Origin of the sequence: Actinomadura sp. GC306, from assembly GCF_004348665.1 — a bacterium.
In the GTDB taxonomy this organism is placed as follows: domain Bacteria; phylum Actinomycetota; class Actinomycetes; order Streptosporangiales; family Streptosporangiaceae; genus Spirillospora.
This window is the reverse complement of sequence record NZ_SMKM01000205.1, coordinates 1-12,174: the sequence shown is the minus strand read 5'-3', so window position 1 is coordinate 12,174 and position 12,174 is coordinate 1. Positions and strand designations below refer to the sequence as shown.

Here is a 12,174-nt window from a genome sequence, read left to right as displayed (position 1 = left end):
CCCCCCCACCACCCCCGACCGGGTTCGTTGACCGGCGGGGGTGGATGGGGAGCGCTACATCCGCGACATTCGGATGTAGCGGCGTATTGCTGGTCCTTCTCGCCATAGCAGGGCGGCGAACCCGGCGGTGGCCAGGATGGTCGTCGCGATCATCGTCTTTCGCATCTGCTTTCCCCTCTCGGTTCAGCCGGGCGGCACGTTCGGCATGCTCGGCAGGATCGGATCGCGGCTGCTTGCGCGGATTCCGGTCGAGCGCCTGGAGTCGGCCGTGCCGTCCTCGTGGTGTCCGACCTCGTTCTTGTAGGCGCCCTTCGCGTTGCCCTGCCGGACGCCCTTGACGTGCGAGGGCGCGTCGGGCCTCACGTCAGGCTTCCCCACGCGGATCTCGGCCATCACTGCTCCTTCGTCCCTGTCTCCGTCAGGTCCTTGAAGAACGCTTCGATGTCGTTCCACACGCGGTCTCCCCCGGACAGGCCCGTCCATGACCGCCTGATCACGGCGACGAGCCGGTAGCAGTCGTCGATCGGCACGATCCACTGCTCGTCGGCGCCGCGGACCGTGTTGACCAGGAGCGCCTCGACGCCGGGGCGCAGGTCCGCCAGTCGCGGCGCGCGGGCGGTCACCTCCGCCCAGATGCCGGGGTCGACGGTCCACTCGGTGGCGCCCATGGGGCTCGGGTAGCGGGCGGTGACGGCGCCGTCCCGGCCGGCCACGAAGAAGGCCAGCCCGACGGGGACGCCGAGGTCCGCGGCGGGCACACCGCCCAGCCGCTCCCGGCGCCCGGGAACCAGCCGGTAGTGCCCGTATCCGGCGCCCTCCCGCTCGAACAGCAGGCCGCACGCCCGGCAGGCGCACAGCAGCTCGCCGCTGCTCTCGTCCAGGACGTGGGCGTGCCGGTCGGGTGCGGGCGCGTCGCAGAGGCCGCAGGTGTCGGTCTCCGCGCGTGCGGCGGGCGCCCGCCTGATCGCACGGTCCAGGGCCCCGGACGTCATGCGGCACCGTCCGCCGCCGTGGCGGGCGGCCGCAGCAGCGCGTCGACCGGGACGAACGCGGGCGGCGCCTTCGGGGCCACGAGCTCGACCCCGGCCAGTTCGGGGGCCGCCGCCAGCAGCGCCTCCCGGACGAGTTCCGCCGCGGGTTCCGTGCCGCCGCAGCCGCCGCCCTTTAGCCCGACCCGCGCCGTCCCCGCCTCGATGCCGACGAGGTCGGCCTCGATGCCCTGCCGGCCCAGGCGCGGCCGGAGGCCGTCCAGCGTCCGGGCGACGCGCCGCTCGACCGGCTCGGGATGGACGTCGTGGAGGACGAGCAGATGGCCGACGAGGTCGTCCGCCACCAGCGATTCGGCGGCGGCAGCCGGGATGTGCTCCATCACCCGCGCCAGGGCCTCGCCGTAGACCTCGGTCAGCATGGTGACCGCGTCCAGGGCGGTTTCGGCCGTGGCGCCCGGTGTCTGCTCCAGCCTGCCCAGGGTCTCGTCCAGGCGGGCCAGGCGGTCGGCCACGGCCCCCTCGTCCAGGCGGGCTCGCGGACCCTCACTCATGGGTCGCGCCGAACATCGGCGAGTGCATCTTCTTCAGCGTCCGCCCGCCGCCGACGTACATGTGCACGCCGCACGGCAGGCACGGGTCGAAGCTGCGCACGGCCCGCATGATGTCGACGCCCTTGAAGTCGTCCGGGCCGTTCTCCTCGAAGATCGGCATGTCCTGGACGGCGTCCTCGTACGGGCCGGGCGTGCCGAAGCTGTCGCGCGGGCTCGCGTTCCACGGCGTCGGCGGGTACGGGTGGTAGTTCGCGATCTTCTTGTCCTTGATGACGAGGTGGTGGGACAGCACCCCGCGCACCGCCTCGTGGAACCCGCAGCCGATCGCCTCGTCGGGGACCTCGAAATCGTCGAAGACCCGCGTGTCGCCGTCGTGGACGCGGCCGAGCGCCTGCTCGACGAAGTACACCGCCATCGCCGCCGCGTAGGCGATGAAGTAGCCGCGGGCCCGGTCGCGCTCCAGCGCGTTCGACCACTTGGGGATGCGCCATTCGAGCGTCATCTCCGGCAGCCGCTCGCCCTTCGGCAGGTTGATCTGGACGCTCGACCCGGTCGACTTCACGTACGGGGTGTCGACCAGGCCGGCCAGCGCGGTCGTGTAGAGCCGCGCGAACGGGCCGCCGCCGGTGTCCAGCGCGAGGTGCTCCCCGGTCTGCGGGTGCAGCCAGCGCGGGCTCATCACCCAGGAGTACTTCTCGTCGAAGTCGCGCTTCTGCGGGACCGGCACCGTGGTCTGGTTCCACGGGTGGCGCATGTCGACGGGGTTGCCGAGGGGGTCGGCGGTGACGAACGGGTCCTCGTTCACCCAGTCCTCGTAGTAGGAGCTGCCCAGCAGGATGCGCATGCCGAGGTTGATGTCGACCAGGTTCGTCGTGAGCAGCTCGCCGTCGATGACGATGCCGGGGGTGACGTACATCGCCTTGCCCCACCGGTCCATCGTCTCGTAGCGGTAGTCGACGACCGACGGGTCCTGGAATGCGCCCCAGCAGCCGAGCAGGACGCGGCGCCGCCCGACCTCCTCGTAGCCCGGCAGCGCCTCGTAGAAGAAGTCGAAGACGTCGTCGTTCATGGCGACGGCCTTCTTGACGAAGTCGACGATGCCGATCAGGCGGGACAGGTAGTCGGTGAACAGGCTCGGGGTCGGCATCGTCCCGACGCCGCCCGGGTAGACGGTCGAGGGGTGCACGTGCCGCCCCTCCATCAGGCAGAACATCTCCCGCGTGGTGCGGCTGATCTGCAGGGCCTCCTTGTACACCTCGCCCTCGAACGGGTTGAACGCCTCCATGATCTCGGCGATCGTCCGGTACCCGTGGACGGCCGCGTTCGGCGCGTCGGTGGTCTTGGCCTTCTTCAGCACGCTCGGGTTGGTGTCCTTCACCATCGCCTCGCAGAAGTCCACGAAGACGAGGTTGTCCTGGAAGAGCGTGTGGTCGAACATGTACTCGGCCGCCTCGCCGAGGTTGAGGATCCATTCGGCGAGCGGCGGGTTCTTGATGCCGTACGCCATGTTCTGCGCGTACACCGAGCAGGTCGTGTGGTTGTCGCCGCAGATGCCGCAGATCCGGCTGGTGATGAAGCCCGCGTCGCGGGGGTCCTTGCCCTTCATGAACACCGAGTAGCCGCGGAACAGCGAGGACGTGCTGTGGCACTCCGCGACCCGCCGGTTCGCGAAGTCGATCTTGGTGTAGATGCCGAGGTTGCCGATGATGCGGGTGATCGGGTCCCACGACATCTCCACGAGCTGCCCGGGTGCGGTCCCGGCGGGCCTCGGCGCGGTCTTCGCCATCGATGTGCGTCCTTCCTGGTCAGGGCCGCCAGCGCGGGTCGTAGCCGCTGGTCAGCACCTCGCGGTCGTGGTGCCACCGGGGTTCCTTGTTCGCGGTCGCGTTCGTGATGCCGCGCATCCGGCGGATGAAGGCGCCGTAGGGCTTGATCAGCATCGACGACAGGCTGCCGCCGGGCGGGGCGTCCATGAACGGCATGAACTTGTCCGGGAAGCCCGGCATGGTGCAGGCGATGCAGATGCCGCCGACGTTCGGGCAGCCGCCGACCCCGCCCATCCAGCCGCGCTTGGGGACGTTGCAGTTCACCACCGGCCCCCAGCAGCCGATCTTCACCTGGCACTTCGGCGAGTTGTAGTCCTTGGAGAAGTCGGCCTGCTCGTAGTAGGCCGCGCGGTCGCAGCCCTCGTGGACCGTCTTGCCGAACAGCCACTGCGGCCGGAGCATGTCGTCCAGCGGCGGCGGCGGCGCGGAGCCCGCGGCGTGCTGGAGCACCCACGTGAGCGTCTCCATGAAGTTCTCGGGCTGGACGGGGCAGCCGGGGACGTTGACGATCGGCAGCCCGCCCGCGGACCTGAAGTCCCATCCGAGGTAGTCGGCGAGGCCCATGCAGCCGGTCGGGTTGCCCGCCATCGCGTGGATGCCGCCGTAGGTCGCGCAGGTGCCGGCCGCGACGACCGCCCACGCGCGCGGCGCGAGCCGGTCGAGCCACCAGTCGAGCGTCACCGGCTCGCCGGTCTCCGGGTCGTTGCCGAACGACGACCAGTGCCCGTCCCCGTTGATCTTCTCGTTGGGGACCGAGCCCTCCAGCACGAAGATGAACGGCTCCAGGTCGCCGCGGGCCGCCGCCCGGAACGGGGCCAGGAAGTCCTCGCCGCCCTGCGTCGGCGAGAGCACCTTGTTGTACAGGTGCACCTTCGGCAGGCCCGGGATCAGCCCGTTGACCACGTCCTCGATCGACGGCTGCCCCGACGCGGTGACCGACACGGTGTCGCCGTCGCAGCTCATGCCCTCTGAGATCCACAGGATGTGGATCTCCTCGAACCCCTCGCTCATGACGTACCTCCCCGGTCCACGGTGATCGACTCCAGGACGACGTCCTCCCGCCCGGTGCTCCGCACGTCGACCGACCCGCACGCGGGGCAGGCCGCCAGCGCGGTCGCGGAGTTCACCGGCGTCCGGGCGCCGCAGCGGTCGCAGTGCACCGACAGCGGCTCCAGCACCAGATCGAGCGCGGCGTCCTCGGCGACGGTGCCGGCCGCGGCGAGCCGCACGCCCTGCTCGACCACCGCCGGGTCGACCGGGTGGCCGCCGACGCGGACCCGGATGCCCCGGACCGGGCGGCCGTCCGCCCGGCGGAGGGCCGCCTCGACGATCCCCTCGCACATTCCCAGCTCATGCATGCGTCCGCTCCACTTCCCTGTTCGCCTCGTCCCGGGCCAGGTCCGCGACGAGCCGGACGGCGTCGTCCAGCGCGGCGCGCACGGGCCCGGACAGCTCCATCCGCTCCTCCAGGACGGCGGGCCGGCAGCCCACCACGAGGACGCGGCCGATCTCGCCGCCGAGCCGCCGCAGCAGCCGCAGCACGGCCGTCGGGTTCATGCCGTGCCCGTCGACGGCCGGGGGGCCGAGCGGGTCGGCGAAGTCCACACCCGCCACCGCGCCGTCGACGGCGGCGGCGTCCACGTGGATGACGGCGAGGGTGCCGGGCGGGCCGTCGACGGGCACCGCGTCCACCATGATCAGCGTGTCGTGGCGGCCGTCCAGCAGCTCGTAGGCCAGGTGGACGCCGCGGATGCCGTAGTCGGCGACCCGCACGCCGGCCGGGAGCGCGGTCCCGTCCTTCAGCAGGCGTCGGACGACCTCGACGCCGAACCCGTCGTCGGCGAGGAACACGTTGCCGATTCCGGCGACGAGCACCCGGCTCATCGCGCGCCGCCGTCCGGGCCGCCGTTCACGCCGCCGCCAGAGCCGCCGCCAGAGCCGCCGCCAGGGCCGCCGTTCGCGCCGGCGGGCAGCGGCTCGACCTCGTCGGGGGCGAAGTACCGGTACCGCCCGTACCAGCGGTTGAGGTCGGCGGCCGGGTCGTCCTCGACGGTGACCGCGAGGTGCGTGCCGTCGTCCACGTCGGTCAGCACCGCCTCGACCAGCGCGGTCCGGCCGTCGAGGAACCGGTCCTGCGGGTCGGTGCCGCGCGTCTTCGGGCGCAGCAGCACCCGGCTCCCCTTCGCTACGGCCACGCCCGCGACCACGACCCCGGCGCCGTCCTCCTCCGGCAGCGGCGTGCGGATCGTGCCGTGCAGCCGGGCGAACGCCTCCGGCGGCAGCGACTCCGTCCGGTCCAGGATCGCGGCGGCCCGCGGGTCGGTGCCGCGCGCCTCGCGCTTCTCCGCGTCGGTGAGCGTCAGCGTCCGCAGCGACAGGATCTCGTCGATCTCCGTCGCGTCGTGCAGGTCGCCGGGGCTCTCCGGCGCGACGCGCGGGTGGTCGTACAGGAGGATCGGCGAGGACAGGACGGCGTGCCGGTCGCCCGCCTCGCCCGCCAGCACCGGGAAGGTGTGGATGTTCACGCACTCCCTGGCCGCCGCGGCGGCCCACTCCGGCGGATCCAGCAGGGACAGGAACTCCCCCTCGTCGGTTCCGAGCAGGACGTGGCAGGCGATGAGCGACCGGCACAGCGCCTCGTCGCGGGGCGCGTCCGCCTCCGTGGCCGTGTCCGCGTTGGCTATGTGCACGCGGAGCACGTCGGCTCGGTAGGGGGCCTCGCAAGGTGCCGCCGGCGGGGCCGCCGACAGCGTCACGGTCGCCGCCAGCGGCCACCGCCGGCGCACCGTGCGGCCGAGGACGCCGCCGTCGTCGTCGTCCAGGATCGGGTCGGTGTCCACACCGCCGGGCGCCCGGAGGTCGAACCGCTGCTCCCCCGCCCGCAGATCCCGCAGCCGGACGCGGAAGTCGAATTCCTGCGGAACGGCCTCGTCGAAAGCGACTTCCAGCCTTTCCCCGGCGCTCAGGAAATCGACCGGATGGCAACTCCCGTCCGAGAACCGCTCCTCCACGCCTTTGCGCTGGCTCTGCAGGAACCGGACCCGGCACGTGACCGTGGCGTCCTCGGGCGCGCTGATCAGGCACTCGGTCTGCTGCCAGGGCGCCTCGGCCGATCCGGCCACGCTCGTGTCGGTCAGCCCGTGCGCGTCGGCCCAGGCCGGCGGCACGATGACGCCGAACTGCCAGCGCACCCGGTTCTTGCCGGACGAACGCCGGTAGGGGTAGAGCAGGTACCCCTCGTAAAGAATCGCATCGGCGACAGAACGGGCGTGCGCGAAACTCGCGCCGACCCTGGCCGGTCCACTCTCCACAGACGCCCTCCCCCTCGCGAAGACGGAATGCGCATGCCACACCATTCGCCGTTCTCGCGGCGGGGCAGCACCCCAGCTATAGCAATGGGATTGGAGGCCCGGTAAGTGACGCCGTCCAGTAAGTGACGGGCTCATGTACCGGGTGCCGGGCCGGGCGCATGACCACGGGCTCAGGGGGCGGAGATGTCACGCGCAGGGAGGTCGCCATGGGATCGCGGATGCCGGAGCGGAGCACCGGGACGGCCGTCCGGGCGGCGCCGTGCCCGCCGCGGCCCTATTCGGGCTGCCGGGCGTGCTTGGCGGTCTCCTTCCGGGCACGGGCCTCGGCGATCTCCTGCTCGGCGCGGGAGTGGCCCTCGACGATGACGCGGACGGCCTCGTCCGGGTCGTCGGTGAGGTGGACCAGGTCGAGGTCGTGCTCGGCGATCTTGCCGGTGGACAGCATCCGGTCTTTGATCCAGTCGAGCAGGCCGCCCCAGAACTCGGTGCCGACCAGCACGATCGGGAACCGGGTGATCTTGCCGGTCTGCACGAGGGTGATCGCCTCGAACACCTCGTCCAGCGTCCCGAACCCGCCGGGCAGGACCACGAACGCCTGCGAGTACTTCACGAACATCGTCTTGCGGACGAAGAAGTACCGGAACTGCAGCCCGATGTCGACGTGGTCGTTGATCCCCTGCTCGAAGGGCAGCTCGATGCCGAGGCCGACCGACAGGCCGCCGCTCTCGTCGCAGCCCTTGTTCGCCGCCTCCATGATCCCCGGCCCGCCGCCGGTGATCACCGCGTAGCCGGCCTGGTGCAGCTTGGCGCCGATCTCCACGCCGAGCTTGTAGTCGGGCGAGTCCGGCTTGGTGCGGGCGCTGCCGAACACGCTGACCGCCTTCGGCAGCTCGGCCAGCAGCCCGAACCCCTCCACGAACTCGGCCTGGATGCGCAGCACGCGCCACGGGTCGGCGTGCACCCAGTCGACCGGGCCGCGGCTGTCCAGCAGGCGCTGGTCCGTGGTGGTCTTCGGGACGGCCTTGCCCCGCAGCGTCGCGGGCCCCTGCCGCCGGAGGGGGGAATCGGGATGCAAAGTCATGTGGCCACGTTAACGGGCCCCTGCAGCCACGTGCGCATACGTCGTTCGCACTCCGCTATCAGGGGAATCTCTACGTACTCGTCGCGGGTGTGCGCGAGGGTCGGCTCGCCGGGGCCGTAGTTGACGGCGGGGATGCCGAGGTCGGCGAAGCGCGCGACGTCCGTCCAGCCGAGTTTGGCGCGGACGTCGGCGCCGCTGGCGGCGACGAACGCGGCGGCGGCCGGGTGCGTCAGGCCGGGCCGCGCGGCCGACGCGCTGTCGGTGATCTTCACCGCGAAGCCGCGGAAGGTTTCCCGAAGGTACGCCTCGGCGTCGGCGGGCGACTTGTCGGGCGCGAACCGGTAGTTCACCGTCACGACGCATTCGTCCGGGATGACGTTGCCCGCGACGCCGCCGCGGATGAACACGGCGTTCAGGCCCTCGTGGTACTCCAGGCCGTCCACGACCGGGCGGGCGGGCTCGTAGGCGCGCAGGACGTCCAGGATCGCCCCGGCCGCGTGGATCGCGTTGGAGCCCATCCACGCCCGCGCGCTGTGCGCCCGTTCCCCCGCCGCGGTGATCTCGGCGCGCATGGTGCCCTGGCAGCCGCCCTCGATGAGCGCGCCGGTCGGCTCCAGCAGGACGGCGAAGTCGCCCGCGAGCAGTTCGGGACGGGCCGCCGCGAGCCGGCGCAGGCCGTTGCGCTCGGCCTCGATCTCCTCGCACTCGTAGAAGACGTAGGTGACGTCGCGCACCGGCTCGGGGAGGGTCGCGGCGAGCCGCAGGGCGACAGCGACGCCGCTCTTCATGTCCGTCGTCCCGCAGCCGTAGAGGCGGTCGCCCGCCACGCGGGACGGCAGGTTCCCGTTCAGCGGCACGGTGTCGAGGTGCCCGGCCAGCACGACCCGCTCGGCGCGGCCGAGGTCGGTGCGGGCGACGACGTTGTGCCCGTCGCGCTCGACCGTCAGGTGCGGGAGCGCGCGCAGCGCCTCCTCGACGGCGTCGGCGAGGGGCCCTTCCGCGCCGCTCACCGACTCGATGTCGACGATCGCCGCCGTGAGGTCCGCGACGTCGGAGAAAAGATCCAGCCCCATGTTCAAGTCCTATCATCGGCTCGTGGAGACGACCGCGGCGAAGGGTCCCGCTGTGCAGAACGAAACCGTGCGGAACGACGCTGTGCAGAACGACGCTTCGCGGGACGACGCGCTGGAGTGCGCCGTCCGCTGGGCGGTCCCCGCCGACGACGCGGAGATGCGGGCGCTGCTCGACGACGCCGAACGCGAACGCTACGAACGCTTCCTGCGCGCCGAGGACAAGGCCCGTTTCGTCACCGGGCGCTTCCTGGCCCGGACGGTGCTCGCCGAGGTCACCGGCCTGGACCCGCGGGCCATGCGGTTCAGCACCGACTGCCGCCTGTGCGCCGGCACCCACGGCAAGCCGCGGCTGCCCGGCACGAGCGTCGACTTCTCGCTGTCGCACTCCGGGGACCGGGTCGTCCTCGTCCTGGCCGAGGGCGCCGAGGTCGGCGTGGACGTCGAGCGGGAGAGCGACCGCGACATCGACCGGCTCGCCGACATGGTGCTGTGCGACCCCGAGCGGGCCGCGCTCGCCGCCATGGCCGACCGCCGGCGCGGCTTCCACGCCTACTGGAGCCGCAAGGAGGCGCTGCTGAAGGCCACCGGCCACGGCCTCGCCGCGCCGATGACGGCCATCCGCGTCTCCCCGCCCGACGAGGCGCCGGAGGTGCTGGCGTGGGACGGCGAGGCGGCGGTGGCGCCGGTCCGCCTGGCCGACCTCACGCCCGGCCCCGGTTACGCCGCCGCGGCCGCCGTCCTCACCGGCCGCCCCCTCAAGATCAGCGAGGTTCCGCTGTAGCGGTCAGGTGTTGATGCCGTGGTCGCGGAGGATGTCGTTGAGGGACGCCTTGTCGTGCCGCTGGCCCTCTTCGAGCCGCTTGAGGATGAGCACGGCGGGGAGGCCGAACGTCCCGCCCTTGAACTCCTTGGTGCGGGTGCCGCCGACGGCGACGCACCAGTCGGGGATGCGGCCGCGGCTGATCTCCTCGCCGGTCTCCACGTCGATGACCGGCATGGACGCCGACAGGTTCGTCCCGGACCCGACGACGGCGCCCTTCCCGACCCGCGCCCCCTCGACGATCATCGAGCGGCTGCCGATCATCGCCTCGTCCTCGATGATCACGGGCTTGGCGTTCGGCGGTTCCAGCACGCCGCCGATGCCGACGCCGCCGGACAGGTGGACGTTCTTGCCGACCTGCGCGCACGAACCCACGGTCGCCCAGGTGTCGACCATCGTGCCGGAGTCGACGTAGGCGCCGATGTTGGTGAACGACGGCATCAGCACCACGCCGGGCGCCAGGTAGGAGCCCCAGCGGGCGATCGCGCCGGGCACGACGCGGACGCCGTCCAGCCGGCTCTTCAACGGGATGCGGTCGTGGTAGCTGAAGTCGCCGACCTGGGAGCGCACCATGCCGAGGACCTTGAAGCTCAGCAGGATCGCCCGCTTGGCCCGCTCGTCGACGACGACTTCGTCGGACGCGGGGTCGATGTGGGCGACGCGCGCCTCGCCGGTGTCGATCTGGTCGACGGCGGCCACGATGGCGGCCCGCGCGTCGGCGTCGTCCGGGCTGAGCTCGGCGCGCCGCTCCCACAGCTCGTCGATGCCGCCGGAGATCGGGCTGGTGAACGATTCGGTCATGCCTCCTGAGCTTAGTGGTGGCCATTCCCCGGTACCGTCTTCGCGTGGCTGTTTGGGCGAGGTTGCGGGGGCACCCCGGGAAGGTCCCCGACGACGGCGGGGGGCGCCGCCGGCGCGGCGGGGCGGCGTGGGCGGCGGGCCTGTCGGTCGCCGTGGTGCTGCTGGCCGTGGGCGGCTACGCCGTGTTCAAGAAGGCGCGCCCCTACCTGCACGGCTCCGGCTGCCAGCTCACCGCGAGCGCGGGCAAGATGTCGCTGGACCTGGAGCAGGGCGCGAACTCCGCCACGATCGCCGCCGTCGCGTTCCGCAAGCGGCTCCCCGAGCGGGCCGTGGTGATCGCCTACGCGACCGCGATCCAGGAGTCGCACATCCGCAACCTGCCGGGCGGCGACCGCGACTCGGTGGGCATGTTCCAGCAGCGTCCCTCGCAGGGGTGGGGGACGCCCGACAAGCTCCGCGACCCGGTCGTGTCCACCAGCAAGTTCTTCGACGCGCTCGTCCAGGTGAAGGACTACCTCGACCACGACCTGCACGTGGCGGCGCAGGAGGTGCAGCGCAGCGCCGACGGCGACGCCTACGCCCAGCACGAGGACGAGGGACAGATCCTCGCCGCGGCGTTCACCGGCCGCGAGCCCGGCGCCGCGCGCTGCTGGTTCCCGCCCGACAAGCGGACCGAGTCCCGCCGCCCCGACGCGCTGCGGGAGATGCGCCGCGCGTTCGGCAGCCGGCTGCAGGTGGCCGGCCCCGGGGCACTCGCGGCAGGCGCCGCGTCCGACCCGGACTCCTGGAACTCGATCAAGGCGGCCACCCCCCGCGAGGGCTGGGCGGTCGCGACGTGGGCGATGACGCACGCCCAGGTCTACGGCCTCACCGAGGTCCGCTACGCGGGCAAACACTGGCGCGCCGACGCCGGCCACGACGGCTGGACGCCGGACGAGGGCGCCCCCGCGGACAACGTCATCGTCAAGTAACGCCCTCCTGAACCGCCTGGACGGCCGCCCGCGAACCGGAGATCATTTCCGGTGGACGAATCAGGCACCGGCGGGAGGCTCATGCGCGAGGGGCGGTTGCTGGCGGGGCGGTACCGGCTGGACGCGCTGCTGGGCCGCGGCGGCATGGGCGAGGTGTGGCGAGCGTCCGACCTGCGCCTGAACCGCACCGTCGCAATCAAGGTCCTGCCCTCGCACGGCGCTCCCGCCCAGGCCATAGCCCGCTTCCGCCGCGAGGCCGAGATCGCCGCCGGCCTACAACACCCCAGCATCGCGACCGTTTTCGACATCGACACCGACGACGACACCCTGTTCCTGGTCATGGAACTGCTCAACGGCACCGACCTGGCCGCGGTCGCCGCCCAGCACCCCCAAGGACTCCCCCTCACCCGCGCCTTACCGATCCTCACCCAGATCGCAGACGCGCTGGCCGAGGCCCACAAGAACGACGTGGTACACCGCGACATCAAACCGCCCAACGTCATGCTCCTGGACGGCGACCGCACCAAGATCCTCGACTTCGGCATCGCCCGCTACGCCGAGCAGACCACCGACCTCACCGGCAGCGCCATGATCGGCACCCCCGCCTTCATGGCCCCCGAACAATTCGACCGCAACACCCCCGTCGACCACCGCACCGACCTCTACGCCCTCGGCGGCGTGGCCTACCAACTCCTCACCGGCCACCGCCCCTTCACCGCCGACACCGTCCCCGAACTCCTCCACGCCGTCC

General features: G+C 72.1%; 14 protein-coding genes. 3 read left to right on the top strand and 11 right to left on the bottom strand.

Annotated features, from left to right (window positions below; genetic code table 11):
- Positions 1-183: 183 nt before the first annotated feature.
- From E1200_RS24245 to dapE, 10 genes are all read right to left on the bottom strand, one after another.
- Entirely contained in the window at positions 184-393 is a 210-nt protein-coding gene (locus E1200_RS24245) for a hypothetical protein (RefSeq protein WP_131954376.1), read from the bottom strand.
- Positions 393-992, bottom strand: coding sequence for a DUF5947 family protein (locus tag E1200_RS24240; RefSeq protein ID WP_131954375.1), 600 nt, complete (start codon positions 990-992; stop codon positions 393-395). Before E1200_RS24240 ends, E1200_RS24245 begins: the two co-directional genes overlap by 1 nt.
- On the bottom strand, positions 989-1,540 hold the full coding sequence (locus tag E1200_RS24235; protein ID WP_131954374.1) for a NifU family protein: 552 nt from the start codon (positions 1,538-1,540) through the stop codon (positions 989-991). The genes E1200_RS24240 and E1200_RS24235 overlap by 4 nt, the downstream gene beginning before the upstream one ends.
- A complete protein-coding gene (locus E1200_RS24230) occupies positions 1,533-3,326 on the bottom strand; it encodes a nickel-dependent hydrogenase large subunit (RefSeq protein ID WP_131954373.1) in 1,794 nt (597 codons plus the stop codon). Before E1200_RS24230 ends, E1200_RS24235 begins: the two co-directional genes overlap by 8 nt.
- A 19-nt stretch (positions 3,327-3,345) precedes the next feature.
- Positions 3,346-4,377: a hydrogenase expression protein HypE gene (locus E1200_RS24225; RefSeq protein ID WP_131954372.1), complete on the bottom strand. Its 1,032-nt coding sequence runs from the start codon at positions 4,375-4,377 to the stop codon at positions 3,346-3,348.
- Positions 4,374-4,724: a hydrogenase maturation nickel metallochaperone HypA gene (locus E1200_RS24220; RefSeq protein ID WP_243708798.1), complete on the bottom strand. Its 351-nt coding sequence runs from the start codon at positions 4,722-4,724 to the stop codon at positions 4,374-4,376. Before E1200_RS24220 ends, E1200_RS24225 begins: the two co-directional genes overlap by 4 nt.
- Positions 4,717-5,250 carry a hydrogenase maturation protease gene (locus E1200_RS24215; protein ID WP_131954371.1) on the bottom strand — a complete coding sequence of 178 codons (534 nt, stop codon included), beginning with the start codon at positions 5,248-5,250 and terminating at the stop codon, positions 4,717-4,719. Before E1200_RS24215 ends, E1200_RS24220 begins: the two co-directional genes overlap by 8 nt.
- Positions 5,247-6,677 (bottom strand): hypothetical protein, encoded by a 1,431-nt coding sequence (locus E1200_RS24210; protein WP_165950441.1) that lies wholly within the window; start codon positions 6,675-6,677, stop codon positions 5,247-5,249. The genes E1200_RS24215 and E1200_RS24210 overlap by 4 nt, the downstream gene beginning before the upstream one ends.
- A 274-nt stretch (positions 6,678-6,951) precedes the next feature.
- The gene (locus E1200_RS24205) at positions 6,952-7,758 is read right to left on the bottom strand and encodes a TIGR00730 family Rossman fold protein (protein WP_131954370.1); all 807 of its coding nucleotides are present in this window, start codon (positions 7,756-7,758) and stop codon (positions 6,952-6,954) included.
- The gene (gene dapE / locus E1200_RS24200) at positions 7,755-8,831 is read right to left on the bottom strand and encodes a succinyl-diaminopimelate desuccinylase (RefSeq protein WP_131954369.1); all 1,077 of its coding nucleotides are present in this window, start codon (positions 8,829-8,831) and stop codon (positions 7,755-7,757) included. Before dapE ends, E1200_RS24205 begins: the two co-directional genes overlap by 4 nt.
- A gap of 22 nt (positions 8,832-8,853) precedes the next feature.
- Here dapE and E1200_RS24195 point away from each other — a divergent pair, with 22 nt between their 5' ends.
- Positions 8,854-9,612 (top strand): 4'-phosphopantetheinyl transferase superfamily protein, encoded by a 759-nt coding sequence (locus E1200_RS24195; RefSeq protein WP_165950440.1) that lies wholly within the window; start codon positions 8,854-8,856, stop codon positions 9,610-9,612.
- Positions 9,613-9,615: 3 nt separating this feature from the next.
- Here the strand turns inward: E1200_RS24195 and E1200_RS24190 are convergent, their stop codons facing one another.
- Entirely contained in the window at positions 9,616-10,452 is an 837-nt protein-coding gene (locus tag E1200_RS24190; RefSeq protein WP_131954367.1) for a 2,3,4,5-tetrahydropyridine-2,6-dicarboxylate N-succinyltransferase, read from the bottom strand.
- A 44-nt stretch (positions 10,453-10,496) separates the two neighbouring features.
- On the opposite strand from E1200_RS24190, the gene E1200_RS24185 reads away from it, so the two are divergent.
- Both E1200_RS24185 and E1200_RS24180 read left to right on the top strand, forming a co-directional pair.
- Positions 10,497-11,423, top strand: a complete 927-nt coding sequence (locus tag E1200_RS24185; protein WP_243708797.1) for a hypothetical protein — start codon at positions 10,497-10,499, stop codon at positions 11,421-11,423.
- A gap of 51 nt (positions 11,424-11,474) precedes the next feature.
- Positions 11,475-12,174, top strand: a 700-nt coding sequence (locus tag E1200_RS24180; RefSeq protein ID WP_131954366.1) for a serine/threonine-protein kinase, incomplete at its 3' end; no start/stop codon positions are given.